At 63.7% G+C, this 26,984-nt stretch carries 30 protein-coding genes and 1 tRNA gene; 23 read left to right on the top strand and 8 right to left on the bottom strand.

The window, feature by feature from the left end; genetic code table 11:
* Nucleotides 1-27: 27 nt before the first annotated feature.
* The 4 genes from ACVINW_RS28955 (at nucleotide 28) to ACVINW_RS28970 (ending at nucleotide 2,485) form a co-directional block, all read left to right on the top strand.
* Complete coding sequence (locus tag ACVINW_RS28955; protein WP_016845013.1) at nucleotides 28-489, top strand: DUF6163 family protein; 462 nt, start codon at nucleotides 28-30, stop codon at nucleotides 487-489.
* Nucleotides 490-1,166: 677 nt separating this feature from the next.
* Nucleotides 1,167-1,685, top strand: a complete 519-nt coding sequence (gene ldtR, locus ACVINW_RS28960; RefSeq protein ID WP_024583358.1) for a transcriptional regulator LdtR — start codon at nucleotides 1,167-1,169, stop codon at nucleotides 1,683-1,685.
* A gap of 327 nt (nucleotides 1,686-2,012) precedes the next feature.
* Nucleotides 2,013-2,243, top strand: coding sequence for a hypothetical protein (locus tag ACVINW_RS28965; RefSeq protein ID WP_050627401.1), 231 nt, complete (start codon nucleotides 2,013-2,015; stop codon nucleotides 2,241-2,243).
* A 20-nt stretch (nucleotides 2,244-2,263) separates the two neighbouring features.
* Nucleotides 2,264-2,485, top strand: a complete 222-nt coding sequence (locus ACVINW_RS28970) for a hypothetical protein (protein WP_456754428.1) — start codon at nucleotides 2,264-2,266, stop codon at nucleotides 2,483-2,485.
* A gap of 252 nt (nucleotides 2,486-2,737) precedes the next feature.
* Here the strand turns inward: ACVINW_RS28970 and ACVINW_RS28975 are convergent, their stop codons facing one another.
* From ACVINW_RS28975 to ACVINW_RS28990, 4 genes are all read right to left on the bottom strand, one after another.
* Nucleotides 2,738-3,127, bottom strand: a complete 390-nt coding sequence (locus ACVINW_RS28975) for a PRC-barrel domain-containing protein (protein ID WP_456754429.1) — start codon at nucleotides 3,125-3,127, stop codon at nucleotides 2,738-2,740.
* 26 nt (nucleotides 3,128-3,153) lie between these two features.
* A complete protein-coding gene (locus ACVINW_RS28980; RefSeq protein ID WP_456754430.1) occupies nucleotides 3,154-3,387 on the bottom strand; it encodes a hypothetical protein in 234 nt (77 codons plus the stop codon).
* A gap of 126 nt (nucleotides 3,388-3,513) precedes the next feature.
* On the bottom strand, nucleotides 3,514-4,191 hold the full coding sequence (gene plsY, locus ACVINW_RS28985; protein WP_456754431.1) for a glycerol-3-phosphate 1-O-acyltransferase PlsY: 678 nt from the start codon (nucleotides 4,189-4,191) through the stop codon (nucleotides 3,514-3,516).
* 381 nt (nucleotides 4,192-4,572) lie between these two features.
* Entirely contained in the window at nucleotides 4,573-6,852 is a 2,280-nt protein-coding gene (locus tag ACVINW_RS28990) for a TonB-dependent siderophore receptor (protein ID WP_456754432.1), read from the bottom strand.
* A 301-nt stretch (nucleotides 6,853-7,153) separates the two neighbouring features.
* Between ACVINW_RS28990 and ACVINW_RS28995 the strand changes: the two genes are divergently transcribed.
* The 11 genes from ACVINW_RS28995 to ACVINW_RS29045 all read left to right on the top strand — a co-directional run bounded on the left by ACVINW_RS28995 (nucleotide 7,154) and on the right by ACVINW_RS29045 (nucleotide 16,719).
* Nucleotides 7,154-7,438 (top strand): ribbon-helix-helix domain-containing protein, encoded by a 285-nt coding sequence (locus ACVINW_RS28995; protein WP_456754433.1) that lies wholly within the window; start codon nucleotides 7,154-7,156, stop codon nucleotides 7,436-7,438.
* A gap of 3 nt (nucleotides 7,439-7,441) precedes the next feature.
* Complete coding sequence (locus ACVINW_RS29000; protein WP_456754434.1) at nucleotides 7,442-7,753, top strand: type II toxin-antitoxin system RelE/ParE family toxin; 312 nt, start codon at nucleotides 7,442-7,444, stop codon at nucleotides 7,751-7,753.
* 239 nt (nucleotides 7,754-7,992) lie between these two features.
* Nucleotides 7,993-9,294, top strand: a complete 1,302-nt coding sequence (glyA, locus tag ACVINW_RS29005; RefSeq protein ID WP_456754435.1) for a serine hydroxymethyltransferase — start codon at nucleotides 7,993-7,995, stop codon at nucleotides 9,292-9,294.
* A gap of 75 nt (nucleotides 9,295-9,369) precedes the next feature.
* Complete coding sequence (gene nrdR, locus ACVINW_RS29010; RefSeq protein WP_016844999.1) at nucleotides 9,370-9,852, top strand: transcriptional regulator NrdR; 483 nt, start codon at nucleotides 9,370-9,372, stop codon at nucleotides 9,850-9,852.
* Nucleotides 9,849-11,009 (top strand): bifunctional diaminohydroxyphosphoribosylaminopyrimidine deaminase/5-amino-6-(5-phosphoribosylamino)uracil reductase RibD, encoded by a 1,161-nt coding sequence (gene ribD / locus ACVINW_RS29015; RefSeq protein WP_456754436.1) that lies wholly within the window; start codon nucleotides 9,849-9,851, stop codon nucleotides 11,007-11,009. Before nrdR ends, ribD begins: the two co-directional genes overlap by 4 nt.
* Nucleotides 11,009-11,617 carry a riboflavin synthase gene (locus tag ACVINW_RS29020; protein WP_456754437.1) on the top strand — a complete coding sequence of 203 codons (609 nt, stop codon included), beginning with the start codon at nucleotides 11,009-11,011 and terminating at the stop codon, nucleotides 11,615-11,617. The genes ribD and ACVINW_RS29020 overlap by 1 nt, the downstream gene beginning before the upstream one ends.
* Nucleotides 11,618-11,851: 234 nt before the next feature.
* A complete protein-coding gene (gene ribH, locus ACVINW_RS29025; RefSeq protein WP_456754438.1) occupies nucleotides 11,852-12,343 on the top strand; it encodes a 6,7-dimethyl-8-ribityllumazine synthase in 492 nt (163 codons plus the stop codon).
* A gap of 2 nt (nucleotides 12,344-12,345) precedes the next feature.
* Nucleotides 12,346-12,840, top strand: a complete 495-nt coding sequence (gene nusB, locus ACVINW_RS29030; protein WP_212013410.1) for a transcription antitermination factor NusB — start codon at nucleotides 12,346-12,348, stop codon at nucleotides 12,838-12,840.
* Nucleotides 12,841-12,978: 138 nt separating this feature from the next.
* The gene (gene thiL / locus ACVINW_RS29035) at nucleotides 12,979-13,980 is read left to right on the top strand and encodes a thiamine-phosphate kinase (protein ID WP_456754439.1); all 1,002 of its coding nucleotides are present in this window, start codon (nucleotides 12,979-12,981) and stop codon (nucleotides 13,978-13,980) included.
* A gap of 223 nt (nucleotides 13,981-14,203) precedes the next feature.
* Complete coding sequence (locus ACVINW_RS29040; RefSeq protein ID WP_456754440.1) at nucleotides 14,204-16,324, top strand: sodium-translocating pyrophosphatase; 2,121 nt, start codon at nucleotides 14,204-14,206, stop codon at nucleotides 16,322-16,324.
* A gap of 239 nt (nucleotides 16,325-16,563) precedes the next feature.
* The gene (locus ACVINW_RS29045; protein ID WP_167528976.1) at nucleotides 16,564-16,719 is read left to right on the top strand and encodes a hypothetical protein; all 156 of its coding nucleotides are present in this window, start codon (nucleotides 16,564-16,566) and stop codon (nucleotides 16,717-16,719) included.
* Nucleotides 16,720-16,886: 167 nt separating this feature from the next.
* Here ACVINW_RS29045 and ACVINW_RS29050 read toward each other — a convergent pair whose 3' ends face one another.
* Both ACVINW_RS29050 and ACVINW_RS29055 read right to left on the bottom strand, forming a co-directional pair.
* A complete protein-coding gene (locus ACVINW_RS29050) occupies nucleotides 16,887-17,894 on the bottom strand; it encodes a Bug family tripartite tricarboxylate transporter substrate binding protein (RefSeq protein ID WP_456754441.1) in 1,008 nt (335 codons plus the stop codon).
* Nucleotides 17,895-18,051: 157 nt separating this feature from the next.
* Complete coding sequence (locus ACVINW_RS29055) at nucleotides 18,052-18,531, bottom strand: outer membrane protein assembly factor BamE (RefSeq protein ID WP_456754442.1); 480 nt, start codon at nucleotides 18,529-18,531, stop codon at nucleotides 18,052-18,054.
* 137 nt (nucleotides 18,532-18,668) lie between these two features.
* Between ACVINW_RS29055 and ACVINW_RS29060 the strand changes: the two genes are divergently transcribed.
* The 6 genes from ACVINW_RS29060 to ACVINW_RS29085 all read left to right on the top strand — a co-directional run bounded on the left by ACVINW_RS29060 (nucleotide 18,669) and on the right by ACVINW_RS29085 (nucleotide 23,461).
* Nucleotides 18,669-19,220 carry a ubiquinol-cytochrome C chaperone family protein gene (locus ACVINW_RS29060; RefSeq protein WP_456754443.1) on the top strand — a complete coding sequence of 184 codons (552 nt, stop codon included), beginning with the start codon at nucleotides 18,669-18,671 and terminating at the stop codon, nucleotides 19,218-19,220.
* The gene (locus tag ACVINW_RS29065; protein ID WP_456756530.1) at nucleotides 19,217-19,810 is read left to right on the top strand and encodes a YceD family protein; all 594 of its coding nucleotides are present in this window, start codon (nucleotides 19,217-19,219) and stop codon (nucleotides 19,808-19,810) included. The genes ACVINW_RS29060 and ACVINW_RS29065 overlap by 4 nt, the downstream gene beginning before the upstream one ends.
* Before the next feature lie 322 nt (nucleotides 19,811-20,132).
* Nucleotides 20,133-21,194, top strand: coding sequence for a phosphate acyltransferase PlsX (gene plsX, locus ACVINW_RS29070; protein ID WP_456754444.1), 1,062 nt, complete (start codon nucleotides 20,133-20,135; stop codon nucleotides 21,192-21,194).
* A complete protein-coding gene (locus ACVINW_RS29075; RefSeq protein ID WP_456754445.1) occupies nucleotides 21,191-22,168 on the top strand; it encodes a beta-ketoacyl-ACP synthase III in 978 nt (325 codons plus the stop codon). The genes plsX and ACVINW_RS29075 overlap by 4 nt, the downstream gene beginning before the upstream one ends.
* Nucleotides 22,169-22,298: 130 nt before the next feature.
* The gene (locus tag ACVINW_RS29080) at nucleotides 22,299-22,634 is read left to right on the top strand and encodes an integration host factor subunit alpha (RefSeq protein ID WP_035631661.1); all 336 of its coding nucleotides are present in this window, start codon (nucleotides 22,299-22,301) and stop codon (nucleotides 22,632-22,634) included.
* A gap of 209 nt (nucleotides 22,635-22,843) precedes the next feature.
* Entirely contained in the window at nucleotides 22,844-23,461 is a 618-nt protein-coding gene (locus tag ACVINW_RS29085) for a MerR family transcriptional regulator (protein ID WP_456754446.1), read from the top strand.
* Nucleotides 23,462-23,478: 17 nt separating this feature from the next.
* On the opposite strand, the gene ACVINW_RS29090 is transcribed toward ACVINW_RS29085, so the two are convergent.
* Nucleotides 23,479-23,556, bottom strand: a tRNA-Pro gene (locus ACVINW_RS29090).
* A 143-nt stretch (nucleotides 23,557-23,699) separates the two neighbouring features.
* A complete protein-coding gene (locus tag ACVINW_RS29095) occupies nucleotides 23,700-24,212 on the bottom strand; it encodes a MarR family winged helix-turn-helix transcriptional regulator (protein ID WP_456754447.1) in 513 nt (170 codons plus the stop codon).
* Between the two features lie 457 nt (nucleotides 24,213-24,669).
* On the opposite strand from ACVINW_RS29095, the gene ACVINW_RS29100 reads away from it, so the two are divergent.
* Complete coding sequence (locus ACVINW_RS29100; RefSeq protein WP_456754448.1) at nucleotides 24,670-26,205, top strand: porin; 1,536 nt, start codon at nucleotides 24,670-24,672, stop codon at nucleotides 26,203-26,205.
* 531 nt (nucleotides 26,206-26,736) lie between these two features.
* On the top strand, nucleotides 26,737-26,964 hold the full coding sequence (locus tag ACVINW_RS29105) for a hypothetical protein (RefSeq protein ID WP_456756531.1): 228 nt from the start codon (nucleotides 26,737-26,739) through the stop codon (nucleotides 26,962-26,964).
* Nucleotides 26,965-26,984 lie beyond the last annotated feature (20 nt).

A 26,984-nucleotide genomic window follows, 5' to 3' on the forward strand; every position in this document is an offset into this window, starting at 1 on the left:
TTTTGCGGCCGTTGTTCGGCGATTCGGATGTCTGACACCTCTGCACGCGATCAGGCGCGCGACAATGCCATCTCGGTCAGCGCGATCTCGTCCGACCGGATCGAGCCGGACGACAATGCCTGGACGCGGCGTCTCGTCATCTTCCTGCGCATCATGGCGGTCGTCTCGGTCGCCAAGGGCCTCTACCACTGGGCCCAGGTGACCGGCTTCGTCGGCGGCGAGGAGGAGGCCTTCGAGAACCAGTCGATGGCCTGGCAGACCGCCACGATCTATTTCGCCGTCATCGAGCTCGTCGCCGCGGTCGGGCTCTGGCTCGCGACCCCGTGGGGCGCCGTGGTCTGGCTGACCACCGTCGTGTCGATGGCGGTCATCGAGCTGATGTTTCCCGGCATCTATGGCGGCAGCCTCACCGTGGTCGGGCTCGAGGCCCTGATGCTCGCGGCCTATCTGGCGCTGGCCTGGATGTCGGCGCGCGAACGCCCGCCATAGATCCTGTCATCGATAAGGCCCGCGTGCCGCGCTGGACCGATGCAGTGTTGCCTGGCTGCGACAGCGCTGCGAATACCCGGCGGCGGCTGGCGATTTTTGGCAGCCGTGCGCCCAACGAGAAGACAGGTCAGCTGGTTCTGCTAGGTGTCTGCCGACAGATCGCACCCTTTCGAGGCGCCCCATTCCCAAGGCGTCTCTGCGGGACCTGCCGTCGGGACCCATTTCACCGGATCTCGGCGCGTGTGCCGGCCGGCTTTGCGCGGGCTGACGGCGGAACCGATCTGGCCGCGGCAACGAATGATGACCGCCTGCGCATCGCACGCGTCCGCTCCGATGCATCCCGATAAAATTTTCAAAGAATTTTCCGGTAACCGATCGGTCACCGTAAAGGGTTCCCTCACACACCTTACGCCGCCGTTTCGAATTCGAACGATGCTGTTTCCGAATGTGACAGGGCAGGCAGACGAAGCGTGAACAGGGGGCTGCCACCGTCAATGAAAAGTTGCGAAAAGCCCTTGATCCATGGGCTTAATCCACGATTCACTGTCTTAAATTCATGATCTCTTTATTCTCTTATTTAAGCGGATATTCAAACGGGCCCCTTACGTTGGACCTATCAGGCGGGACACAAGTTTCGTCGAATAAAGTCGATAAAATCGACAAACAGGGGAAGTGTCATGATGAAAGCCGTTGCGACAACGGCGGCGGATGCCGCCGATCGCGCTGCCGGCCAAGCTCCGGTGCAGCCGCTCTATCTCGAAGCCCTGACTTTGGTGGAGCGGCTGCATCGCCGGCTCCTCGACGTCATCAAGGACGAATTCGATCGTCGCGGCCGCGCCGATATCAACTCGGTGCAGGCGCTGCTGCTGTACAATATCGGAGACAAGGAGCTGACCGCCGGCGAGCTGCGCACCCGCGGCTACTATCTCGGCTCCAACGTCTCCTACAATCTGAAGAAGCTCGTCGAGCTCGGCTTCCTCGATCATCAGCGCTCGCGCGTTGACCGCCGCTCGGTCCGCATCCGCCTGACCCCGCAGGGCCAGGAAGTGCGCAAGATCGTCGACGCGCTCTATCAGAAGCACGTCAAGACGGTGGAGCAGGTCGGCGGCATCTCGAACGAGGAGTTCGCGAGTCTCAACAAGTCGCTGCATCGCCTCGAGCGGTTCTGGACCGACCAGATCCTGTATCGCCTCTGAGCCTTCCTGTTGTTCGCCTGATGGCCAAGCCGGCCGTGTGAGAAGACCGGCAGCCTTGCTTCAGTCCAGCCTTGCTCCAGTCCAGCCTTGCTGCAGTCAGCGCATCGGTCATGCCCGGCCGATGCGTTTTTCATGCTGCGCCTGGTTCATGCTGCAGTTGCGAAAATAAATGGGGCTCGGTGAGGAACCAAGACATTCCCTGCGCTTTATCTCGTTTCCCGACGTGACGTGATCCGGTCGGATCTCGTCACGTTGGATGCTTTGGACGCGTTTTCTTCATGCGAAGTGGTGCCTTCGCTTGCAAACGCTCTGATGGAGAGGCCGGATATGCTTGTCGAGCGCGGGATCGAGGTGCTGAACGTCGAGGTCGTCGGTGACGCCTACGCGATCGCCTCCAACTATCTGCGCAAATCCGGCGCCATTCCCGACACTTTCGCCACCAACGAGCGTTTGCTCGGCATCATCGTCAAGCTGTTCCAGCGCGGTGAACTGAACCGGCTCCGCCTCGCCAACAAGGCGATCGCGAAATTCGAGGCCGAGACGTTGGTGGTCGCCTGAGCGTCAACCCGGAGACTTCAATGGAAGCCGCTATCGATCGGATCATGCAGACGTATGATCTGCTGCTCAACCGCACGTCCGCTGCCAGCGACGAGGCGCGGGCGAAGGTGACGGAGTACGTGCAAACGCTGTTCGACGCCGGCGAGCGCGATCCGCATCGGCTGACCGTGTGCGGACTGACCTATCTCCGGCAGCTCGACGGCAGCACCGATCATGTGAAGGCCGGCTATACGGGGCTGTAGGGGCTCTCGTTCCGTGTTGCCGGTTCGCCTGTCAAGCAGCCTGCTCAGTGTCATCGCCCGCGTATGCGCATGCGTCTGCGGGTGATCCCGTATTCCGGAAGCAGTAGCGCGCGAGCGGAGCGGCGCAGATCGCTCAGACATCGAAACGCAGGCGAGATCGGAATTCAACAAGCCACAGCCTGTGCGCAGTCTCCTCCGGTCCGCGCAGGAGCGCGTCCCGTCTGCACACAGGAGCAGACGGGACGTCAGTGCTTACTTGTTGTCCGGCTTCCAGGTCGTGCTGGCCCGATCATACTTGAAGCCCGGCGCAGCCTTCAGGCTGTCCTTGGTTTCATCGAGAGTGAGCCACCACTTGTCGTCTTTCTTCTGAGATTTGATCGCCGTGTATGGCACGATCACATCCTTCTCGCCGGCACCGAGAAAGCCGCCGACGCCAACGACGAGGCCGGTCACCTTGCCGGTCTTGTCGACAAGCACGTCGTCAATCGTCCCGATCTTGGATTCCTTCGGGTCGTAGACGTTCTGCTTGTAGTAGTTGGTGATGGTCCAGCTCTCCGTCGGGGCGGAAGACATGGTGGTCGCCGCATGCGCGGCGGTCGCGAGCGTTGCGGCCAGGATGCAGCCGATGGCAAATTTCTTCATCAGAGAACTCCTTGGCTGAGCGCCGATTAGTTGGAGCTGCAGACCTTGACGGTCTTCATGCCGGCCTCGGCCTCGGAGCGAGTCTTGTAAACGGTGCCTGACGGGCTGACGACGGTGGTCGTCGTGTCGACCGGCTTCTGGTCGACGATCGTGCATTTCTTCGTCTTGACGTCCTGCACGACGTAGTATTCGTCCGCGGCAAAGGCCGGCGCGACGAAAGCGGCAAGCAAGGATGCCGCGACAATGGTCTTAAAGTTCATGTTGTCTCCTCCAATAGCCGTATCAATCGGCGGAGGTGGAACGGGAAAAATTGGCAAAGGTTCCTAGAATCTGCGGCCTCTGCTCGGCCGGTTGTGGCCAACGAGGATTCGTTTGCGGACTCAGCGCTAGCTTTGCGATGTCGCATTCGACGGCTGTCCGAGACGTGGCTCTGTCCCGGCCAGCAGCCGTTGAATGTTGGCGCGATGGCGCATGATGACGTAGAGGCTGCCCGCAATGACCAGGAGCCGATAGGGCAATGATTGCTCTAGGCCGCAGACCAGCGCGACCGCGGTGAGCGCCGCCAGCATTGAGGCGAGCGAGACAATCCGGGAGAGCGCCACCACGACGCCAAAGGCGATCGCGGCACCCAAGCCTACGGGCCACGAGATCGCCAGTAGCACGCCGAGTCCGGTGGCCGCGGATTTGCCGCCGCTGAAATTCAACCAGATCGAACGGCCGTGTCCCAGCAACACGGCGAGGCCGGCCAGGCAGACCGCCCAGGGCACCACGATAGGGAGATCAAGCGCCGTCGGTGGCGTGACCGATGGCCATGTGGACAGCCAGGGATAGAACCAGCGGGCAAATGCAATCGCAGCCGCGCCTTTCAGCACATCCAGCAGGAGGACGACCAACGCTGGCCACTTGCCCAGGGTCCGCAACACGTTCGTTGCTCCCGTGGATCTGGAACCGTGCTCCCTGATGTCGATGCCCCGCAGCAATTTCCCGGCCAGATAGCCCACGGGAATCGAACCGAGCAGATACGCGCCTGCCAATCCAACCAGACCTGCAATCCAGAACATCATCGCTTGCCCTCAACGCGGCAATGTCGGGTAATCATCGTTCGATGTCCATCGCGGCCGCGCCGGGAACGGGCAGGGGCTGTTGATGCGGGGTTGCGGTCTCGATGTGGTGCAAAAGGCCCGACGGCCATCACGAACGGCCGCGGCGGCCGGCACGCTGAGGAAGAATCGTCCCGGCCGCCTCGGGAAACCCCTTGGCGACGTAAAAGGCCCGCTCCGGGGCTCGCATTTCGGAGCGGGCCAGTCTGGGCGCGGCAAATATCACCGCGGCGCGAAACCTAGCGCGACATGCTGACACCACCCTGACGACGGTCAAAAAAAGAGGCGGTCGAATACCGCCCCTCGCTGTCGCAATGTTTGTGACCAGAATGCCTCGCGGCATGCTCACCATTTGTAGCCGAGGCTTGCCGTGATGCGGCGGCGATCGCCGTAGTAGCAGGAACTGATGGTCGCGCAGCTCGCGACGTAGATCTTGTCCGTGATGTTCACCACATTGAGCGCCGCGCGCCAGTGGTTGTCCCATTCGTAGTGCAAAGCAAAGTCGCCGAGCACGACGCCCGGAACGCGCGCGGTATTCGCGGTGTCGGCAAAGGACGAACCGACATAGCGCACGCCGCCGCCGAGGCCGAAGCCAGTGAGCGGACCATCGCGGAAGGTGTAGTCGGTCCAGACCGAGGCGAGCTCGCGCGGCGTGTTGGTCGGCACGGTGCCGATCAGCGCGGGATTGAGGTCCTTGCTGACGAACAGTTCGTAATTGGTGTAGCTCGCCACCAGCTTGAAATCGCGCGTGATGTTGGCGACCGCCTCGAGCTCGACGCCGCGCGAGGTGACCTCGCCGTTCTGGGTCTGGAATAAGGGGTTGTTCGGGTCTGTCGTCAGCGCGTTCTTGCGCTTCAGGTCGAACAGCGCGACGCCGAACCGCGCGTTGAGCCCGACCGGCTCGTACTTGACGCCGATCTCGGTCTGCTCGGAGGTCTCCGGCAGCAGCAATTGGCCGGCGGCATTGGTGCCGACAACCGGATTGTAGCCGGTCATGTAGGACACGTAGGGCGCAACGCCCACGTCGAAATTGTAGATCGCGCCGACGCGGCCGGAGAACTTGCTGTCCTGGCGGCTCTGATCGGCGCCGATCCGGTTGTTGTTGGTGAGATCGACCCAGTCCTGGCGTCCGGACAGCACGACGGTCAGGCGGTCGAGCTTGACCTGATCCTGCAGATAGAGCCCGGCCATGCCCTGGGTGAGATAGGCGTCCTGATACAGCGCACCGCTGTAGGGCAGATTGTTGCCGTAGACCGGATTGAGCACCTTGAGGTTGGTGCCCATGCCAAAGCCCTGGCGGTCGTCGATCCCGTAATATTTCAGATCGACGCCGACCAGCGCGGTGTGTTGCAGCGCGCCGGTGGCGAAGCGGTATTCGACCTGATTGTCGAGGTTGAGCTGGGTGGCGATGCCGCGGGTATAGAAATTGCCGCGGCTGATGTCGGCGGCCGCCGGCGTCGTCGCGTAGCCGAGCCCGTAGAGGCCGGCATAGTAGACATCGACATGCGCCATGCGCGCGTTCTGCCGGAAGTCGACGTTGTCGGTGATGCTCTTCTGGAACTGATAGCCGACCATCTCCTGATCGCGGCGGAACTGGTCGACGCCGGGATCGCCGACGAACAGGCTGGTCGGAATCCGGCCGAACGGCGCGTTGGTGACGGTGCCTTCATAGGGCAGGAAGTTCAGCGCGCGGGTGTTGGCGTGCGAGGCCATGCCGAACACCGTGAGGCTGGTGTCGGCGTCCGGCCGCCAGGTCACCGACGGAGCGAAGAAGAAGTTGTTGTCGTAGACATAGTCGGTCTGGGTGCCGCCGCCCTGGGCCTGGCCGACCAGACGATACTGCACCTGGCCGCCCGCCGGCTGCGCCATCGCGCCGCCGATGTCGAACTGGGTGTAGGCGTTGCCGAAATTGTTGATGCCGGTCTCGATGTAGCGAATCGGCTCGGCGGACGGCAGCTTGCTCACCGCATTGACGAGGCCGCCGGGCGCCGAGCCGCCATACAGGATGCCGGACGGGCCGCGTAGCACCTCGACGCGCTCGAGGTTGAAGGGCTGCAGCTTCCAGCTCGCATAGGAGGTGTAGAACAGCTGCAATCCGTCGAGGAACAGCGACTCGTTCTGTGCCGGGAAGCCGCGGATCATGAACCAGTCGTTGCGGAAATCGGCGCCGTAGGTGCCGCCGATCACGCCCGGCGTGTAGCGCAGCACCTCGTCGAACTTGCTGACGACCTTCTGGTCGCGGATCTGCTCGGCGCTGATCACGCTCACCGATTGCGGCGTCTCGATGATCGGCGTGCTGGTCTTGGTGCCGCTCGAACTCTGTCGCGCCAGGTAGCCGGTGACCGGGCCGTTGGCGCGCTCGTGCCCGCCGCCTGAGCCGGCGGCCTGCTGCGCGGCCTGTGGCTGTGCGCTCACCGGAGCGCTTGTCGCGCGGCGTGCGGCGCTGCGTGCGCGCGTGGTCCGTTGCGAAGGCTGCTGTGAGCGCGCCGCTTGCCGCTGCTGCGGCGCGTCGATCGTCACAGACGGCAGTTGCGTCTGCGCGAACACATCGTCCGCACTCGCGACCGAGAACACCACCAAGGCCGAAGCAGCCAACCGCTGCGGCCGAATCCATCCGTCCGTCATTCAACGCCCCCGAAGAGAATTTTCTTCGGCGTCGTTATCACGCTGATGTTCGTTGACAGCCTGCGCGCAGTTAGAAGCTCTCGAAGCTGTGCGCTAAGCTCGCGTGTGTGACCGCGAGACAACGGAGTACGAAGCGCAATTGCACGTGTTGCGAGAGAGCTTTGAATCGATCCAGTCTTGAACGATTCAAATCGGTATGAGCGCCTCTCTGATCGCGCAGGTCCGTGCCTTGTGAGAGGGGGCGGCGACGCTTGGCAATGGTAGGATAAAGTAGTAATTCTTACTCCACGGAGGTGTGCGGATGGCAAGCAATGTTGAGAAGCTCAGCGTGGCGCTGACCGGCGAGCAGGCTGCTGCGCTCAGGGCCGCCGTCGATGCCGGGGAATATGCGACCACGAGTGAGATCGTACGGGAGGCTGTCCGAGACTGGCAGCTGAAGCGGGAACTCCGCCAGGGAGACGTCAGACGGCTGCGGCAGCTGTGGGACGAAGGCGTGGCAAGTGGGATGGCGGGCGTGCTCGACACGAAGGCGTTGCGCAAGGAAGCCCGGGCGAGACTGTCACGCAGGTCGGCGAAGAAAGCGTAGGAGATGCCGGCGGAGATTATCTGGTCAAACCAAGCGCGCGAGGATTTGCTGGAAATCTACGTTCTGATCGGGTTGGAGCAGCCACCTGCAGCTGAACGCTATTTCGACCGAATAGAAGCCAAGGCCAATGCACTGGCATTGCAGCCACGAATGGGTGTGAGACGCCCGGATATTCGAGATGAAGTCCGGATGCTTGTCGAGGCACCTTACCTCCTGTTGTCCCGCACTCAGCCTGATGCCGACGACGGACCAATCCGTTCTGTCGAGATCGTGCGCATCGTGGACGGCCGAAGAGATCTGACCACGTTGTTCTGAGGCCAACGGAGTTCTGAGGCCAACGGAAGCTGGAGGTTCGGCCCCGGAAGCACACCAGATGGTCCGGTCCCCTCGCAATCCCCGCCATCCCCACCATATCTGGCATAATTGACCGCCACCGACCGCAACCGCTTGGCCATTTTGGGGCGATGTGGTAACGCTCTGAAACCAGCTTCGACCGCCACTCGTGACCGTCCGCATCCTGCCTAAGGGCTTGCGGCGGTGGAGATATTTCGCCGATGACCTCATCCCCCAAGACTGCTTCCGCGCCCGATTCCTTCTTCACGGCGCCTCTTGCCGAGGCCGATCCCGAGATCGCCGCCGCGATCAAGGGTGAGCTCGGCCGGCAGCGCCATGAGATCGAGCTGATCGCCTCCGAGAACATCGTCAGCCGCGCCGTGCTGGAGGCGCAGGGCTCGGTGATGACCAACAAATACGCGGAGGGTTATCCGGGCGCGCGCTATTACGGCGGTTGCGAGTGGGTCGACGTCGCCGAGAACCTGGCGATCGAGCGCGCTAAGAAGCTGTTCGGCGCGGGCTTTGCCAACGTCCAGCCGAACTCCGGCAGCCAGATGAACCAGGCGGTGTTCCTGGCGCTGCTGCAGCCCGGCGACACCTTCATGGGTCTCGATCTCGCCGCCGGCGGCCATCTCACCCACGGCTCGCCGGTCAACATGTCCGGCAAGTGGTTCAAGGCCGCGCACTACACCGTGCGCCGCGAGGACCAGATCATCGACATGGACGAGGTGCAGAAGCAGGCCGAGATCGCCAAGCCGAAGCTGATCATCGCCGGCGGCTCGGCCTATTCGCGCGCCTGGGACTTCAAGCGCTTCCGCGAGATCGCCGATAGCGTCGGCGCGTATCTGCTGGTCGACATGGCGCACTTCGCAGGGCTGGTCGCCGGCGGCGTGCATGCCTCGCCGGTGCCGCATGCCCACGTCACCACCACGACCACGCACAAGTCGTTGCGCGGTCCGCGCGGCGGCCTGATCCTCACCAATGACGAGACGCTGGCCAAGAAGCTGAACTCGGCGATCTTCCCCGGCCTGCAGGGTGGCCCGCTGATGCATGTCATCGCGGCCAAGGCGGTGGCGTTCGCCGAGGCGTTGCGGCCCGACTTCAAGGTCTACGCCAAGAACGTGGTCGAGAACGCCAAGGCGCTGGCCGAGACGCTGCGCGGCCACGGCCTCGACATCGTGTCCGGCGGCACCGACAACCATCTGATGCTGGTCGACCTCAGGCCGAAGGGGCTGAAGGGCAACGTCTCCGAGAAGGCGCTGGTGCGCGCCGCCATCACCTGCAACAAGAACGGCATTCCGTTCGATCCCGAGAAGCCGTTCGTGACCTCGGGCCTGCGGCTCGGCACGCCGGCTGCGACCACGCGCGGCTTCGGCGTCGCCGAGTTCAAGCAGGTCGGCGGCATGATCGCCGAGGTGCTGAACGCGCTGGCGCAGTCGCCGGACGGCAAGGCGCCGCTGGTCGAGGCCGCGATCAAGGAGCGCGTCAAGGCGCTGACCGATCGCTTCCCGATCTATCAATAAGAGCCGTGTGATCCGGAAAAGTGGGCACCGGTTTTCCGAAGAAATCACGCGCAAACAAGCTAGAGGTCCCGCTGGATGCGCTGTCCGAGCTGCAATTCTCTTGATACGCAGGTCAAGGACTCGCGTCCGACCGAGGACTCCGCCGTCATCCGCAGGCGGCGCGTCTGCATGGCCTGCAATTTCCGCTTCACGACCTTCGAGCGGGTGCAACTGCGCGAGCTCACCGTGATCAAGCGCAACGGCCGCCGCGTGCCGTTCGACCGCGACAAGCTGGTGCGCTCGCTGCAGATCTCGCTGCGCAAGCGCCCGGTGGAGTCGGAGCGGGTGGAGAAGATGGTCTCCACCATCGTGCGCGAGCTCGAAAGCGGCGGCGAGGCGGAGGTCTCCTCGGAGGCGATCGGCGAGATCGTGATGGAGCATCTGCGCCAGCTCGACGACGTCGCCTATGTGCGCTTCGCCTCGGTGTATCGCAATTTCCGCGAAGCCAAGGACTTTGAGGCGGTGCTCGACGAGCTGACCGGCGAAGAGGACCCGCGGCTCGCGACGTTGCGAAAATGATCTTCCGGATATTGGAAGACCAGTTCGCGCAGAAAGCCAAAGAGGCCAAGGAAGCAGCCAAAGCCGCCGACCTGCGCTTCATGCAGCTCGCGCTCGCGCTCGGCCGGCGCGGGCTCGGGCGCACCTGGCCCAATCCGGCGGTCGGCGCCGTCATCGTCAAGGACGGCGTGATCGTCGGCCGCGGCTGGACCCAGGCCGGTGGCCGCCCGCATGCCGAGGTCGAGGCACTACGGCGCGCAGGCGAGGCGGCGCGCGGCGCGACGCTCTATGTCACGCTCGAACCCTGCTCGCATTTCGGCCGCTCGCCGCCTTGCGCGGATGCCGTGGTCGCGGCCGGGCTTGCCCGCGTGGTGTCGGCGATCGAGGATCCCAATCCGGAGGTCGGCGGGAAGGGGCACGCCAAGCTGCGTGCCGCCGGTATCAGTGTTGATGTCGGGCTGTGCCGGGCGGAGGCCGCGCATGACCATGCCGGACACTTCCGCCGGATCACGGAGAAGCGCCCGCATGTGAGCCTCAAGCTCGCGGTGTCCGCCGACGACAAGATCGCGGCCAGCGGTCACCAACCGGTCGCGATCACGGGCGAGGCGGCGCGGACCCGCGTGCATCTGCTCCGCGCGCGGAGCGATGCGATCCTGGTCGGCATCGGCACGGTGAGGGCTGACGACCCGCTGCTGACCTGCCGGCTCCCCGGCATGGCGGCGCGCTCGCCGGTGCGGGTGGTGCTCGACCGCGCGCTGCGGATCTCCGGCGACAGCCGCCTGGTGCATTCCGCGCGCGAGACGCCGCTCTGGGTGGTGACGTCTGACATGGCGGAGGCGCCCGCCGCAGTGAAGCTCGGCGCTGCCGGCGCAGAGGTGATCCGCGTGGCCACCACCGGCGCGGCCGGGCTCGACCTGCCGGCCGTCTTGCATGCGCTGGCGGAGAGGGGGATCACGCGGCTTTTGGTCGAGGGCGGCGCGCGCGTGGCAAATTCTTTCGTGGCGGCCGGCCTTGTCGATGAAATCTGGCTGCTGCGCGGGCCCGATGCGATCGGTGCCGATGGCGTTCCCGCGCTGGACGCAATGCCGCTCGACGCAATCACGCAGTCGCCCGCGTTTCGGCTTCGTGCTAGCGAAACCCACGGCAAAGACAGTCTCAATATCTACGAGCGTGCGTAATGTTTACCGGAATTGTCACCGATATCGGTGAGATCGTCAGCCTGAAGCCGGTCGCGCAGGGGCAGCTGCACCGGTTGCGGATCGCCTGCGACTACGACCAGACCACGATCGCCGACGGCGCCTCGATTGCCTGCAATGGCGTCTGCCTCACCGTGGTCGCCTCCGGCACAGCCGACGGCAAGACCTGGTTCGACGTCGATGCCGCGGCCGAGACGCTCGGCATGACCACCGCCAAGCACTGGATGCAGGGCGGCCGGCTCAACCTCGAGCGCGCGCTGAAGATCGGTGATGAGCTCGGCGGTCACATCGTGGCCGGCCATGCCGACGGGATCGCCACCATCGTCAAGCGCGACGATCTGCCCGACATGGCGCGCTTTGAGCTGAGAACCACCCGCGAACTGGCGCGTTTCATTGCGGCCAAGGGCTCGGTCACGCTGGACGGCGTGTCGCTGACCGTGAATACGGTCGAGGACGTTGCCTTTTCGGTGCTGATCATCCCGCACACGCTCAGTGTCACGACCCTGAGCGGCTGGAAGGCCGGCAGCGAGGTCAATATCGAGGTCGATCTGATGGCCCGCTACGCCGCGCGGCTGTCGGAGATGAAATGACGGCTTAGCCGTCATGCAGACGTCATTCCGGGGCGATGCGAAGCATCGAACCCGGAATCTCGAGAGTCCCCGATGCACAATTGTGCATCTGCGGTCTGGTCCTGCGGACCATCCCGGAATGACGATGTCGAAAGCATTCCTGCTTGGCTTCGGCCGTTGGGGCGACTAAAAACTCGCGAAACGTTGACATCCAACGTTATCGGTGAATGTCAACAAATTGAAACGGATACGCAGATGGCTGACGCGCGGCGCGCACCCCTGAAGGACCAGACCGACATATCAGGCGCACGCGTGCTGATCGTCGAAGCCCGGTTTTACGACGACATCCAAGATGCGCTGCTGGAAGGCGCGCTCGCCGAGCTGAAGGCGGCCGGCGCCAGCCACGACGTGATCACGGTGCCGGGCGCGCTGGAGATCCCGGCGGCGATCGCGATCGCGATCGATGCCGCCGCGGCGAACGGCAAGCCCTATGACGCGGCGATCGCGCTCGGCTGCGTGGTGCGCGGCGACACCATCCATTTCGAGATCGTCTCCCAGGAATCCTCGCGCGGCCTGATGGATCTGGCCGTGAGCCGGAAATTCCCGCTCGGCAACGGCATCCTCACCGTCAACACCGAGGCCCAGGCCTGGGCGCGGGCGCGCGCCAGCGAACTGAACAAGGGCGGCGACGCCGCGCGCGCGGCGATCGCGATGCTGCGGATCAAACGCCGCCTGGCAAAGGCCTGATCATGGCTGACAGCAACAAACCCGGCAAAGCCCCTGAGCGAAAAGCCAACCGGCGCGGCGCGGCCCGGCTTGCCGCCGTGCAGGCGCTCTACCAGATGGACATTGGCGGCGCCGGGATCAACGACATCTTCGCCGAGTTCGAGAGCCACTGGCTCGGCAACGAGGTCGAGGGCGAGACATATCTGCCCGCGGAAGCGGCGTTCTTCCGCGACGTCGTCTCCGGCGTGGTGCGCGACCAGGCCAAGCTCGATCCGCTGATCGACGAAGCGCTATCGAAGGGCTGGCCGCTGAAGCGCATCGATGCGATCCTGCGCGCGGTGCTGCGGGCCGGGTCCTACGAGCTCGAGCATCGCAAGGACGTCCCGGGCCGCGTCGTGGTGTCCGAATATGTCGACGTCGCGCATGCCTTTGTCGAGAAGGACGAGACCGGCATGGTCAACGCCGTGCTCGACCAGATCGCACGCCAGTTCCGCGGCGACGAGTTTGTGCGGAGCTGAACCACGTATTCCGCCGTCATCACCTGCGCAGGCGGGTGATCCAGTACGCCGCGGCGGTCATTGGCAACAACAGCTGCCGCGGCGTACTGGATCGCCCGGTCAAGCCGGGCGATGACAGCTGAGGGGAAGGCGCGCGACATGGCAGAGCGTCACGACAGCCCCTCCGGCGAAGATTCCCTTATCTCGCGCTATTTCAAGCCGCTGGCGACCGATCCCGGCGCGTTCGGTCTCGACGATGACGCTGCCGCGCTGCGGGCGGCCGGCGAGGACATCGTGGTGACCACGGACGCCATCGTCGAGGGCGTGCATTTCCTCCCCGATGATCCGCCGGACACGCTGGCGCGCAAGGCGCTGCGGGTGAACCTGTCAGACATCGCGGCCAAGGGGGCGACGCCGGCGGGCTTCGTGCTGACATTGGCCGTGCGCAAGGTCGATGAGGTCTGGCTGAAGCCGTTCGCCCGGGCGCTCGGCGAGGACGCAGCCGATTTTGGCTGTCCGCTGCTTGGCGGCGATACGGTCTCGACGCCGGGGCCGCTGATGATCTCGATCACGGCGTTCGGCCGGCTGCCGCAGGGCAAGATGGTGCATCGCGCGGGCGCGCAGGCGGGCGACCGCGTGTTCGTCACCGGCACAATCGGCGATGCCGCGCTCGGTCTCGATGTGCTCCGGAATGGACCGGTCGCGGCGGCGCTGGCAGACGATGCCGCAGGCCGGGATTTTCTGGCCGCCCGCTACCGTGTTCCGCAGCCGCGCAACCTCCTTGCCAACGCCGTCCGTAGCCACGCCAGCGCGGCGATGGACGTGTCCGACGGTCTCGCCGGCGATCTGGCCAAGCTGTGCGCGGCCAGCGGCGTGACGGCCGTGATCAACGTCCCGAGCATTCCGTTGTCGTCGGTGGCTGCGGGCCTCGTCGCACGCAAGGCGATCGGGATCGAGACCCTCGTCGCCGGCGGTGACGACTACGAGATCCTGTGCGCGGTCCCGGGCGATCATGTCGACGCCTTCCTGCGGGAGGCCCGGCAGGCCAAGGTCGCGGTGACCGCGATCGGTGGCCTCATCGCCGGTTCGTCGCCGCCCAGTTTCCTCGACGGGCAGGGCAGGGAACTGGCGCTGACGCGGCTGTCCTACAGCCATTTCTAGAATCCTCGCGCCGGCTGGCGCCGATTTTCCTTCCAAATTGCTGCCGATATCGGCGTTTTCGGCCACAGGTGGCGTTGCACAGCGGTAACGATTTTGGCAAGGTCGCGCCCGATTTGAGGCAATCCGTTTTTGGGGAGGGTTGTCTTCGCAAAATAAGCGCCTGCCGCCCCCTAGCGGCACAAATAGGCGCGGGGGTTACATCAAGGATCTGAGGCAACATTCAATGACAGCTTTGTGGTTGATAGTGCTCTGCGGGGCGCTTTCCATCGTCTACGCGATCTGGGCGACCCAGTCGGTCCTGAACGCGGATGCGGGCAGTCCCCGCATGCAGGAAATCGCAGGCGCGGTGCGCGAGGGTGCACAAGCCTATCTGCGGCGGCAATACACGACGATCGGCATGGTCGGTATCGTGATCTTCGTGCTGCTGGCCTACTTCCTCGGCCTCTTGGTGGCCCTCGGATTTGCGATCGGCGCGATCCTGTCGGGCGCGGCCGGCTTCATCGGCATGAACGTCTCGGTGCGCGCCAACGTCCGCACCGCGCAGGCGGCAACCACCTCGCTCGCCGGCGGCCTCGAGCTCGCCTTCAAGGCGGGCGCGATCACCGGTCTCCTGGTCGCCGGCCTCGCGCTGCTCGGCGTCACCATCTACTTCATGATCCTGGTCAAGTTCATGGGTCTGGAAGCGGGCAGCCGCACCGTGGTCGACGCCATGGTGGCGCTCGGCTTCGGCGCCTCGCTGATCTCGATCTTCGCCCGTCTCGGCGGCGGCATCTTCACCAAGGGTGCTGACGTCGGCGGCGACCTCGTCGGCAAGGTCGAGGCCGGCATCCCCGAGGACGATCCGCGCAACCCGGCCACCATCGCCGACAATGTCGGCGACAATGTCGGCGACTGCGCCGGCATGGCGGCGGACCTGTTCGAGACCTATGCGGTGACCGCGGTCGCCACCATGGTGCTCGCGGCGATCTTCTTCGCCAAGACGCCGATCCTGGTGAACATGATGACGCTGCCGCTCGCGATCGGCGGCATCTGCATCATCACCTCGATCATCGGCACCTTCTTCGTCAAGCTCGGTGCCAGCCAGTCGATCATGGGCGCGCTGTACAAGGGCCTGATCGCCACCGGCATCCTGTCGCTGGTCGGCGTCGCGCTGGTCATCAACTGGCTGATCGGCTTCGGCAAGCTCGACGGCGTCGACTACACCGGCATGGCGCTGTTCTGGTGCGGCGTGGTCGGCCTCGTGGTCACCGGCCTGATCATCTGGATCACCGAATACTACACCGGCACCGACTACCGCCCGGTGAAGTCGATCGCCTCCGCCTCGGTCACCGGTCACGGCACCAACGTGATCCAGGGCCTCGCGGTCTCGATGGAGGCGACCGCGCTGCCCGCGATCGTCATCATCGCCGGCATCCTGGTCACCTACAGCCTGGCCGGCCTGTTCGGCATCGCGATCGCGACCGCCACCATGCTGGCGCTGGCCGGCATGATCGTCGCGCTGGATGCCTTCGGCCCGGTCACCGACAATGCCGGCGGCATCGCCGAGATGGCGGGGCTGCCCAAGGAGGTGCGCAAGTCGACCGACGCGCTCGACGCGGTCGGCAACACCACCAAGGCGGTGACCAAGGGCTACGCGATCGGCTCCGCCGGTCTCGGCGCGCTGGTGCTGTTTGCGGCCTATAATCAGGACCTCAAATTCTTCATCGGCGACTCCAACGCCCATGCCTATTTCAAGGGCGTCAATCCCGACTTCTCCCTGAACAACCCGTACGTCGTGGTCGGCCTGCTGTTCGGCGGCCTGCTGCCGTATCTGTTCGGTGCGATGGGCATGACCGCCGTCGGCCGCGCCGCCGGCGCGATCGTCGAGGAGGTGCGGCGTCAGTTCCGCGAGAAACCCGGCATCATGCAGGGCACCGACAAGCCGGACTACGGCAAGGCGGTCGACCTGCTGACCCGGGCGGCGATCAAGGAGATGATCATCCCCTCGCTGCTGCCGGTGCTGTCGCCGATCGTCGTCTACTTCCTGATCTACTTCATCGCCGGCGGCGGAGCGGACGGCAAGTCTGCGGCGTTCTCCGCGGTCGGCGCCATGCTGCTCGGCGTCATCGTCACCGGCCTGTTCGTCGCCATCTCGATGACCTCGGGCGGCGGCGCCTGGGACAATGCCAAGAAGTACATCGAGGACGGCCACTATGGCGGCAAGGGCAGTGATGCCCACAAGTCCGCGGTGACCGGCGACACCGTCGGCGATCCCTACAAGGATACGGCGGGTCCGGCGGTGAACCCGATGATCAAGATCACCAACATCGTGGCGCTGCTGCTGCTGGCGATTTTGGCGCACTAAGGTCTTGGCGCGCTAAGCGGCGTGCAACGAACGAATGCAAACCCCGCGGTGCGAGCCGCGGGGTTTTTGCTTCAGGTGGGTGCAAAATATCGCACCGTCATTGCGAGCGGAGCGAAGCAATCCATCGCTTCACAAGCGGGGAAATGGATTGCTTCGTCGCTGTCGCTCCTCGCAATGACGGTGTATTCCGCCAACGATATCCGCCAGTAGCTTGGCGCCAACACCTCGGAGGTCAATCAATGTCGCTCTCATCCGCACGGAACTACGCGCTGCGTGCCGCCAAGTCGCAGGACCAGAAGGAGGCCATCGAGCTGCTGTCGCAGGCGATCATGGAATTGGCGATGTCGATCGAAGCAACCGACGCCAAGGTCAAGAAGATCAATAAGTCCTCGTAGCCTGGGCCGCGTGCGTCCTACAACTCAGCGGTCGCCATCCTGAGGTGCGAGCGGAGCGAGCCTCGAAGGATGAGAGGCGGTGCATGCGGCCATCCTTCGAGACGCCGCACAAGCGCGCGGCTCCTCAGGGATGACGCGGAGTGCGCGGCGCGAGCCTTGTTCGGAAGCTATTTCACCTCCATCTGGAGGCCTTCCTTCTCGATGATGGCGGCGAACTTCTTGGTCTCGGCATCGACGAAATCGGAGAATTGCTGCGGCGTGCCGTAGTCGGCGCGCGCGCCCATGCCACTGATGTTCTTCTTGACGTCGTCGCGCTCCAGCATCGCCTTGATCTGGCGGTTCAGCTCGTCGACGACGGACGCGGGTGCGGTCTTCGGCAGGAACACGCCGAACCAGGACGCGACGTCGAACTTTGCCAGCTCCGGCGCAGCCTCGCGCATCGTCGGCAGATTGGGCGCGGACTCGCTGCGCTCGGTCGTGGTGACGCAGAGCCCGTTGAGCTTGCCGTCCTGCACCTGCGGCAGCGACGGATAGAGGTTGTCGAACAGGATCTGGATGTCGCCGGCAAGCGCCGCCTGCAATGCGGGTCCGGCGCCGCGGAACGGCACATGCGTCATCTTCAGCCCAGTGAGCTGCAGGAACCAGGCGCCGGTGAGGTGAGGGCTCTGCCCGGTGCCGGACGAGCCGTAGGTCAGCTTGTCGGGGTTCTTCTTCAGATAGGCGATCAGTTCCGGGATCGACTTGATGCCGGTCGACGGATGCGCCGAGACGATGTTCGGGATCCGGATCATGTTGGAGACCGCCTGCAACTGGTCGGCCTTGTAGGTCAGGTTGCGGAAGATGCTGTAGGCGATCGCGTTGGGGCCGGGATTGCCGATCAGGATGGTGTGCCCGTCGCCCTTGCTGCGCGCGACCTCGGCCGTGCCGATGGTGCCGCCGGCGCCGGAGCGATTCTCCACCACGACCGACTGGCCCCAGAGCGGCTGCAAATGTGCCGCCAGCAGACGCCCCATCACGTCGGTCGAGCCGCCGGCCGCTGCCGGCACGATGATGCGAACCGTCTCGTTCGGCCGCCAATCGCCGGCGCCGAGACCGGCGCGCGGCAGGATCGACGCGGCCGCCAGCACGGATGCGCCCGACAATACCGTGCGACGGGAAAATCTCTTGGCTCTCACGCGCTTACCCCCTGTTCAGGCTTCTTGTTTGCGAACAAGCCTAGGGGACCGCTTGCCCGTCGGGCAAGCGCGACAACTTGGCGCAGCAGAGGTTTTGGACTCCCGTTCGACGCGTTTTCTTCACGCGAACCGGAAGTCCACTTCGCTCGAAAACGCTCTAGTTGAAGCTCAGCAGCTTGAAGAGCGGCGTCAGATAGGACATTTCCTGGCCCGACGTCGGCGTGGTGCGGCTGACGAAGTCGAAGATCTTGCCGTCCTTCAAGCCGTAATTGGCGAGCCGGCGCACCTGGCGGTTCTTGTCGAAATAAACCGCGATCACGCGCTGGTCGATCACGCGCTGATTCATGAAGGCGACCGGGCGCGAGGTCCGCTGCGAGATGTAATAGAACACCTCACCGTCCAGCGTTGCGACCGTCGAGGGCGTGCCGAGCACGATCAGGACCTGATCCTGGCTGGCGCCGATCGGAATCTGCTCGAGCGCGCCATCGGGCAGGATATAGCCCTTCTGGAATTGTTCGCCGGTGCAGCCGCCGAGGGCGGCGGAGCAGACGAGGCCAACGACCGCGATGGCGCGGAAGCGCGAAAGGAACCCGCGCGCGGAAGCCGCGCGAGACTGTCGTGAAAGGGTGTGGTTCATCGGCGGATCTGATCCGTCCTCTTGCATCGGCCGGGGCATTGACGTACCGGGCAGCTCAATGGATTGCAATAACGCCGGCGTCCTACGGGCGCCCCCTCAACAGGCGTCCCTTTGGGGACCGGCAGCCGGAACCCGTCATGCTTTGGCCGTTCAATCACTTCAGAAAACCCCGGGTGCCCGCGCGCAGCACCATTGAGACCATCTATGGCATGATCGTGACGCAGGCGCGAGAACCGTTGTTTTACCGTGACTTGGGCGTTCCCGACACGGTTAATGGGCGTTTTGACTTGCTTCTGATGCATCTGTGGCTGGTGTTGCGGCGACTCAAATCCGCAGACGGCGGCGCGGAATTATCGCAGGCCTTGTTCGATCATTTCTGCATCGACATGGACGACAATCTCCGGGAAATGGGCGTCGGCGACCTCACGGTGCCCAAGCGCATGCAGGCGTTCGGCGAGGCCTTCTACGGCCGTACCGCGGCCTATGATCTGGCGGCGGCTGACAGCGACGAGGCGTTGGCCGCGTCGTTCTGCAAGAACATCCTCAATGGCGAGGCCCTCGACAAGGCCCGCGACCTCGCCGCCTATGCCCGGGAGGCGATGGCGGAATTGGCGCGCGCCGACCTCGCGGCGCTGACCAGGGGCGCGTGGCGCTTTCCGGCGCCGCAGGCTGCGGGCACTGCGGCATGAGCAGTGGCACAACAGGGCGGCCGGACCGCGATAACCGCGACCCTTGGCGCGTGCTCGTCAATGTCGCGCAGATTCCCGAGACCGGGCTGCATCGCGAGATCGCGGCCGACGAGGCCGCGCGCAAGGCGATGGCCGAAGTCGCGGAGCTGCGCGAGGTCGTCTCGGCGCGGGCGGAGTTCGACCTGCAGCCGAAGAGCGACGGCAGTTACCACGTCACCGGCCGGGTCCAGGCCCGCATCGGGCAGACCTGCGTGGTCACGCTCGATCCGATCGAGAATGAGATCATTGAGCCGATCGATGTGGTGTTTGCGCCGCCGGAGCAGATTCCGGAGATGTCCGACCTCGTCGACGATGCCGAGGACGGCGACGAAGAAACGCCGGACCCGCCGGAGCCGATCACGGGCGGATTCATCGACATCGGCCGGCTCGCCACCGACGCGCTGTTCCTCGGCATAGACCCGTATCCGCGCAAGTCGGATGCAGTCTTTGAACAGGAAGTTGAAGCGCCTGATCCGGAAAATCATCCCTTCGCGGCGCTGAAGGCGCTGAAGGGCAAGCCTGACGGCAAGAAGCCCAAAGACGGCGGCTGAGCGAAGTCGAAGGTGCCTTCGGCCAACATTTGAGGGGATGGCTTGCTTGCGCCGCTGCGCGAGCGGTGTCTGGCGTCACTTCAAATAAGTTTCATAATGTGTTGAAGTACAACGCATTTCTGGTATTGTTGAGTGGCGCCGCGTGACGGTTCGGCAACGCCATCCTTTGCGGTCAAGAGGTTGTGCCGAACCGTGGACACGCTATTGTCGCGGCCCGGCCTAGACCCGAATTGGTGTTTGGCCGCGCGCCGTTGACGGCGGTGACTTCAAGCTCGCGGTCTTCGTCTGAAGGGCTGTGGGAGAGCAGGCTTCCGGGACGTTCATGCCTCACAAGGTTCGAATCGCGCTTGACGCCATGGGGGGCGATGAGGGCGCATCGGTCGTCATTCCCGGCGCTGCGATCTCATTGAGCCGGCATCCCGACAGCGAATTCCTGCTGGTCGGCGACCAGGCCAAGATCGATCCCGAGCTCGCGAAATATCCCCCGCTCAAGGCTGTCTCGAAGGTGATCCATACCGATGTCGCCGTGGCGGGGGACGAGAAGCCGAGCCAGGCGCTGCGGCGTGGCCGCAAGACCTCCTCGATGTGGCTTGCGATCGACGCGGTGAAGAAGCGCGAGGCCGATGTGGCGGTGTCGGCCGGCAACACCGGCGCACTGATGGCGATGGCGCGGTTCAACCTGCGGACCCTGCCGGGGATCGACCGGCCAGCCATCACCGCGATCTGGCCGACCAAGCGCGGGGAGTCCGTCGTGCTCGACCTCGGCGCCACGATCGGCGGCGACGCGCGCCACCTGGTGTCGCTGGCGGTCATGGGCGCTGCGATGGCGAGCGTGCAATTCGACAAGCCGCGGCCCACGGTGGGTCTCCTGAACATCGGAACCGAGGAGATCAAGGGACACGAGGAGATTCGCGAGGCCGGCGAAATCCTGCGTGCGATGAACCTGCCGGAACTCGACTATATCGGTTTCGTCGAGGGCGACGGCATCGGCAAGGGTCTGGCCGACGTGATCGTGACCGAAGGTTTCAGCGGCAATATCGCGCTGAAAGCGGCCGAAGGAACCGCCCGGCAGATGGCGGAATTGCTCCGTAACGAGATGCAACGGAGCTGGATGTCCAAGCTCGGCTATCTGCTGGCCCGCCGCGCTTTCCGGGCATTGCGTGACAAGATGGACCCCAACAAGTCGAACGGCGGCGTGCTATTGGGTTTGAATGGCGTCGTGGTCAAGAGCCATGGCGGCACCAACGCGGAAGGCTTTGCCTATGCGGTCGATGTTGGCTATGAGATGGCCCGCTTCGATCTCCTCACCAAGATCAATCAGATGCTTAATCGCGACGGCAGTGCGCTGGTGCAGGCGCAGACCGCGCAGGAGGCTGTCTCGTGACTGCGATACGTTCGGTAGTGCTCGGCTGCGGCTCCTATCTGCCGGAGCGGGTTTTGACCAATGCCGAACTGGCCAGCCGGATCGACACGTCTGACGACTGGATCGTGCAGCGCACCGGCATCAGCGAGCGCCACATCGCGGCCGACGACGAGTTCACCTCGCATCTCGCGATCAAGGCCGCGCAGGCCGCGCTGGCCGACGCCAAGGTCGACGCGCAGTCGATCGACCTGATCGTGCTGGCGACCTCGACGCCCGACAACACCTTTCCGGCCACCGCGGTTGCGGTCCAGCATGCGCTCGGCATCAACCACGGTGTCGCCTTCGACCTGCAGGCGGTGTGCTCCGGCTTCGTCTTCGCGCTGACCACCGCGGATAATTTCCTGCGCGCCGGCCACCACAAGCGGGCGCTGGTGATCGGTGCCGAGACCTTTTCGCGGATCCTCGACTGGAACGACCGCGGCACCTGCGTGCTGTTCGGCGACGGCGCCGGTGCGGTCGTGCTCGAGGCGCAGCAGCATTCCGGCACCACAGACGATCCGGGCGTGCTGACCACGCATCTGCGCTCCGACGGGCGCCACAAGTCGAAGCTGTTCGTCGATGGCGGCCCCGGCTCGACCAAGACGGTCGGATATCTCCGGATGGAAGGTCGCGAGGTGTTCAAGCACGCTGTCGGCATGATCACCGACGTGATCGTCGATGCGTTCAACGCCACCGGCTTTACCGCCGAGGACATCAACTGGTTCATTCCGCATCAGGCCAACAAGCGAATCATCGATGCTTCGGCCCACAAGCTGCATATTGCGCCGCAGAAGGTGGTCTTGACGGTCGACAAGCACGGCAACACCTCGGCGGCCTCGATCCCGCTGGCGCTGTCGGTCGCGGTCAGGGACGGACGCGTCAAGAAGGGCGATCTGGTGCTGTTCGAGGCGATGGGCGGCGGCTTCACCTGGGGTTCGGCGCTCGTGCGCTGGTAGCGCCTCGTTAAAGAGTACCGACAAGTTGCCGGTATCTTTCCGGCGCCCGAATGCTGGTCGCTGTTGACCATTGCGCGCTAAGCTTTTAATTTCAGTCAAGAAATTGTTCGCCGAGAGTGCGGGGCAGGCGATGACCACGGGAACTGGAAAAACGGTAACGCGCGTCGATTTGTGTGAGGCGGTCTACCAAAAGGTAGGGCTGTCGCGCACGGAATCATCGGCGTTTGTCGAGTTGGTGCTGAAGGAGATCACCGATTGCCTGGAAAAGGGTGAGACGGTGAAGCTGTCCTCGTTCGGCTCCTTCATGGTGCGCAAGAAGGGCCAGCGTATCGGCCGCAATCCGAAGACCGGCACCGAGGTGCCGATTTCGCCGCGGCGCGTGATGGTGTTCAAGCCGTCGGCTATCCTGAAGCAGCGGATCAATGGCCACGTCGTCACCAATGGCGACGGCAGCAAGGCCGACTAAAGCGCGGTCGCGCTTTAGCTTGTTTGTTTGAGCATGATCCTTTCGGAAAACCGCTTCGCACTTTTCCGGATCATGCTGTAAAGCGTTTTCAAGCGAAGTGGATTCCCGATTCGCGTGAAGAAGACGCGCCAAACCTAGCATCCAGGGCCGCGTTCCGATTTGATCGGAACCGGCAAGGCTCTGGGCATTGAGGTAGAAGGAGCGGGCATTTGGACAAGGCGCCGGATGCGTTCCGTACCATCAGCGAGGTCGCTGACGAGCTCGACATTCCCCAGCATGTGCTGCGATTCTGGGAAACCCGCTTCGCGCAGATCAAGCCGATGAAGCGCAGCGGCGGACGCCGCTATTATCGCCCCGACGACGTCGACCTGCTCAAGGGCATCCGCCGGCTGCTCTATGGCGAGGGCTACACCATCCGCGGCGTGCAGCGGATCCTGAAAGAGCACGGTATCAAGTCCGTGCAGGGCATCGCCGACCAGACCGCGGCCGTCTCGTTCGGCGCGGTCGAGGAGGCGGTCGGCAACAGCATGGCCGAGCCGGATGAGCACGACGGCAATGACGGCCTGGATTTCGACAGCGAGGAAGCCGACGGCGACGAGCAGGGCATCGATTACCGATTCGTCGATCCCGACGAGGATCCGATCCTCTCGACCTACAAGGCGCACGCCCAGCCGGGCAAGGCCGCGGCGCAGCCCGGAAGGGCGTCCGCTGCAGCGCCGCCGGTGCGTCCCTCCGTTCCCACGGTCGATCGGGAGCGGCTCGAGCGCGTGCTGCAGGAACTGGTTGCCTGCCGGCAGATGATCGACGCGGCGATGAAGGACGGCTAAGTTTTGAGTTTGAAGAATGGTCGGAGCGAGAGGATTTGAACCTCCGACCCCTAGTCTCCCAGACTAGTGCGCTAACCGGGCTGCGCCACGCTCCGATGCCGTTCCATTAGCCGCGATCCTGTGTTCGCGCAAGGCGGACTGGGCCTTATCTGGGCCTTATAATGGCTGCCATCTGGGAGGCCGGTTCCCCGAAGCATTCGGTGGTGGGGTTGTTTTGGACCCCGCTGTGGCCCGCGTTTCAGCTCTCGGCATCCATCGCGACAATCAGGCAGGCCTTTTCGAGGCGGTTGGTCAGCATCGCAAGCTTGCCGGTGAATTCGGCCAGCTCAGCCTCGCTGAACTCCTCGAACACGGTCTTCTTGAACGCCTTGTGCTGCTCGGAAAGGCCGGCGAGATGCTTGCGGGTCTTGTCGGTCAGTGACAGCCGCACCACGCGCGCGTCGGCCGGGGAGGGCGCGCGGCGCAGCAGTTCCTTCTGCTCGAGCAGCTTCGACTGCGTGGTCACGAATGACGGATCGACGTGCAGCAGCTTCGACACCACGTTGATCGGCACGCCGTCATCCTTGTCGAGATCCGAGATGGCGATCAGGATCATCCACTGCGGACCGCTGACACCGAGGGCCTTGCCCCAGATCTGGCGGACCCGTTCCAGATGCGAATTGATCGATGAAATCTCGAGCGTGAATCGTTTGATGAGGTCGAGATGTTCGATGGCGCGCTGGCGCGTCGTATCCTTCCTTGTCACTGACAAAGCTTTCCTCTTCCCTTAGGTGCCGACTCAGCTTTGCGCTGATTTATTTCTTGGTTTCCCGCCTTGGCGGTCGAATTTTTCTCGTAAGCCACCAACGAACGCAAGTGAACGTAAAGTAATTATAACGGGCGCGTGAAGATTCGACGAAATAGGGTGTGACAAGTTTTCTCAGGTAGGTAAAGGGCTTACCACCAGCGTTGCCGGCGAGACACAGTGTGGCCGCATTCGCATTCCTGACTTTATAAACTATTTTGATTGGCGAACTCGCCAATGCATATTGAACCCGGCGGTAGGGGAATCTCGATCGTCCCGTTGCGGTGATCGTTCAAGTCCGTCGCACACCACAGATTGATCTGCGGGTGCGGGGTTTGGGGAAAGCGGTCTTGGACAATGCGGGAGGATCACAGGGCGCTCGCAGCCTTGGACTCTCCGCATATGAGCAACTTGGAGGTTTAATATGAAATTGGCGAAGAGCCTTATTCTGAGCTCGGCTGCTGCGCTGGTCGCGGTCGGCGGGGCACAGGCGGCCGATCTTCCCGTCAAGGCCAAAGCGGTCGAGTACGTGAAGGTTTGCTCCCTGTATGGCCCGGGCTTCTACTACATCCCCGGCACTGACACCTGCATCAAGCTGGGCGGCTTTGTTCGCGCCGACGTGGTCGTCAACGGCAACAGCGTCTACGGCCCGAACGTCAACGGCGCCAGCGGTGCCAACAACCGTTTCACCAACGGCTACACCTGGCGTTCGCGTGAAGACCTGAACATCGATACGCGCACCGCGACCGAGTACGGCGTGGTCCGCACCTATTTCGATGCAGTGTTCACCTGGACCTCGGACAGCTACACCGGCCAGGGCAACGGCTCGTCGATCTACTCGGCGATCGGCACCTCGGCGGCGCCGAACAATGCCTCGTCGGGTGGCGTTGCTGCCGGCACGGTCGGCGTCTACTACGCCTTCATCCAGTTCGCCGGCTTCACCATCGGTAAGGCGGTCTCGCAGTTCGCTGCTCCCTGGAACGGTTATCCGGGCAACAACTACGACGGTCTCGTCGGTGGCGTGAGCACCACCAACGGCATCAACCAGTTCACCTACACCGCGCAGTTCGGCAACGGCGTGTCGCTGGCTCTGTCGGCGCAGGATCAGGTTGCCTACATGCAGGCTGGCGTGAACAACCTCTCGGTTGGCGGCGCCTACGGCTCGAGCGACTACGCCGGCACGATCGCGCCGGACTTCGTCGCTGCGCTCAAGGTCGACCAGGCCTGGGGTATCTTCCAGGCGTCGGTGGCCGCGCATGACAACCATGCTGCCTATTACGGTGGCACCGAGCTGACCGGTCATCCCGACGACAAGTGGGGTTGGGCTGGTGCACTGGCCCTGTCGATCAAGAACATTCCGACCGGCCCCGGCGACACCATCAACATCCAGGGCGTCTACACCGACGGTGCGACCCGTTACAACATCCAGGAACTGGCCAGCCAGTTCAGCTCGGTCGCCATCTATGGCGGTTCGAACCTGCCCGGCGTCTATCAGAGCGTTGGCTTCGGCACGGCACCCGACACGGTGTTCGGTTTGAATGGCCAGCAGCAGTCGATCAAGACCTGGGGCTTCCGCGGTGCGTACACCCACAACTGGGATCCCTACTGGAACACCAGCTTGTACGGTGCTTACGCTGCGGTCATGTATAACGACACGGCCAAGTCGCTCATTTGCGGCATTGGCGGCGTCGGTGGTACGTTCCGCACCGCCTTCGGCGGCGGCGCTGGCGTGACCAGCTGCAACCCCGACTACAACATCGGTCAGATCGGCGTGATCACCCGTTGGACCCCGGTCAAGAACCTGACCTTCTCGGCCGACGTGACCTACGTCCATCTCGATCAGAAGTATGCCGGCACGATCACCACCTCTTCGGCTGGTATCGGCAAGCCGAGCGCAACCTACGAGCTGAAGGATCAGGACACTGTCCAGATGCTCTTCCGCGCTCAGCGCAACTGGTAATACCGGTTGATCTGATCACGATCCAACAGAACCCCGGCAGGCAACTGCCGGGGTTTTTGTTTGGGAAACAGCAGCCGCGAAAGCTGCGAGCGTGGTTCGGCGAAGTGGCTGCCGCCTGGCGTGAACAAAGGACGTCAAAGCGGGATTGATGAAGGCGTTGGCTGCGTCATTTCGGTCCACGCGAACAACGAAGACGAGCCATGCGATTCATTCGCCTGCAAACTTATTTACTTACCTGATCTACTAAACTATATAGCCGTCAGCCAACACATTGCATGATGGCTCTTAGCTCTCTGCTAAGCCTCCCAAACCTCCGGCAATGCCCTGCCGGAGGTTTTTGATTCAAGGCTCTTTTGATTCGAAGCTCTTTCGATTCAAGGCTCTTTCGATTCAAGGCCTGGGCCCGGCCATGATGCGAGCTTGCTCCCGTCGTCGTCCTCTCCGATTCGAGGCCGTCAAGATTTGACGGAATCGATCCGCAGTGCATTCTCGTCAGTCATGGGACGCTTCAAGAACAGCCGCCTGGCTCGCATGAGCAGCGGCCATTATTGCTTGATCCGGGATCTCGGGCTGGTAAAGGGCGGCAAGGGATTGCGGCACCATGAGGTGGTGATCGACTTCTCCTGGCGCGGCCTCTGGCGTTTCCTCTTTCCACCGCGTCCCGTGCTCCCGGCACATGATGCCGGCGGATTTCGCACCGACGCGGCCGTCACGTCTGCTCCCGGCAACAGCATCGTCGGCTCCAGCCATTCGCATTAGTCCGGTGGACTGGCACGCGC

Source organism: Bradyrhizobium sp. USDA 4461 (assembly GCF_054055655.1).

Excerpts from the sequence above, each read along its gene's own strand:
- ACVINW_RS28955 (WP_016845013.1), top strand. The coding sequence starts at position 28 with ATGTCTGACACCTCTGCACGCGATCAGGCGCGCGACAATGCCATCTCG.
- ldtR (WP_024583358.1), top strand. The coding sequence starts at position 1,167 with ATGATGAAAGCCGTTGCGACAACGGCGGCGGATGCCGCCGATCGCGCT.
- ACVINW_RS28965 (WP_050627401.1), top strand. The coding sequence starts at position 2,013 with ATGCTTGTCGAGCGCGGGATCGAGGTGCTGAACGTCGAGGTCGTCGGT.
- ACVINW_RS28970 (WP_456754428.1), top strand. The coding sequence starts at position 2,264 with ATGGAAGCCGCTATCGATCGGATCATGCAGACGTATGATCTGCTGCTC.
- ACVINW_RS28975 (WP_456754429.1), bottom strand. The coding sequence starts at position 3,127 with ATGAAGAAATTTGCCATCGGCTGCATCCTGGCCGCAACGCTCGCGACC.
- ACVINW_RS28980 (WP_456754430.1), bottom strand. The coding sequence starts at position 3,387 with ATGAACTTTAAGACCATTGTCGCGGCATCCTTGCTTGCCGCTTTCGTC.
- plsY (WP_456754431.1), bottom strand. The coding sequence starts at position 4,191 with ATGATGTTCTGGATTGCAGGTCTGGTTGGATTGGCAGGCGCGTATCTG.
- ACVINW_RS28990 (WP_456754432.1), bottom strand. The coding sequence starts at position 6,852 with ATGACGGACGGATGGATTCGGCCGCAGCGGTTGGCTGCTTCGGCCTTG.
- ACVINW_RS28995 (WP_456754433.1), top strand. The coding sequence starts at position 7,154 with ATGGCAAGCAATGTTGAGAAGCTCAGCGTGGCGCTGACCGGCGAGCAG.
- ACVINW_RS29000 (WP_456754434.1), top strand. The coding sequence starts at position 7,442 with ATGCCGGCGGAGATTATCTGGTCAAACCAAGCGCGCGAGGATTTGCTG.
- glyA (WP_456754435.1), top strand. The coding sequence starts at position 7,993 with ATGACCTCATCCCCCAAGACTGCTTCCGCGCCCGATTCCTTCTTCACG.
- nrdR (WP_016844999.1), top strand. The coding sequence starts at position 9,370 with ATGCGCTGTCCGAGCTGCAATTCTCTTGATACGCAGGTCAAGGACTCG.
- ribD (WP_456754436.1), top strand. The coding sequence starts at position 9,849 with ATGATCTTCCGGATATTGGAAGACCAGTTCGCGCAGAAAGCCAAAGAG.
- ACVINW_RS29020 (WP_456754437.1), top strand. The coding sequence starts at position 11,009 with ATGTTTACCGGAATTGTCACCGATATCGGTGAGATCGTCAGCCTGAAG.
- ribH (WP_456754438.1), top strand. The coding sequence starts at position 11,852 with ATGGCTGACGCGCGGCGCGCACCCCTGAAGGACCAGACCGACATATCA.
- nusB (WP_212013410.1), top strand. The coding sequence starts at position 12,346 with ATGGCTGACAGCAACAAACCCGGCAAAGCCCCTGAGCGAAAAGCCAAC.
- thiL (WP_456754439.1), top strand. The coding sequence starts at position 12,979 with ATGGCAGAGCGTCACGACAGCCCCTCCGGCGAAGATTCCCTTATCTCG.
- ACVINW_RS29040 (WP_456754440.1), top strand. The coding sequence starts at position 14,204 with ATGACAGCTTTGTGGTTGATAGTGCTCTGCGGGGCGCTTTCCATCGTC.
- ACVINW_RS29045 (WP_167528976.1), top strand. The coding sequence starts at position 16,564 with ATGTCGCTCTCATCCGCACGGAACTACGCGCTGCGTGCCGCCAAGTCG.
- ACVINW_RS29055 (WP_456754442.1), bottom strand. The coding sequence starts at position 18,531 with ATGAACCACACCCTTTCACGACAGTCTCGCGCGGCTTCCGCGCGCGGG.
- ACVINW_RS29060 (WP_456754443.1), top strand. The coding sequence starts at position 18,669 with ATGCTTTGGCCGTTCAATCACTTCAGAAAACCCCGGGTGCCCGCGCGC.
- ACVINW_RS29065 (WP_456756530.1), top strand. The coding sequence starts at position 19,217 with ATGAGCAGTGGCACAACAGGGCGGCCGGACCGCGATAACCGCGACCCT.
- plsX (WP_456754444.1), top strand. The coding sequence starts at position 20,133 with ATGCCTCACAAGGTTCGAATCGCGCTTGACGCCATGGGGGGCGATGAG.
- ACVINW_RS29080 (WP_035631661.1), top strand. The coding sequence starts at position 22,299 with ATGACCACGGGAACTGGAAAAACGGTAACGCGCGTCGATTTGTGTGAG.
- ACVINW_RS29100 (WP_456754448.1), top strand. The coding sequence starts at position 24,670 with ATGAAATTGGCGAAGAGCCTTATTCTGAGCTCGGCTGCTGCGCTGGTC.
- ACVINW_RS29105 (WP_456756531.1), top strand. The coding sequence starts at position 26,737 with ATGAGCAGCGGCCATTATTGCTTGATCCGGGATCTCGGGCTGGTAAAG.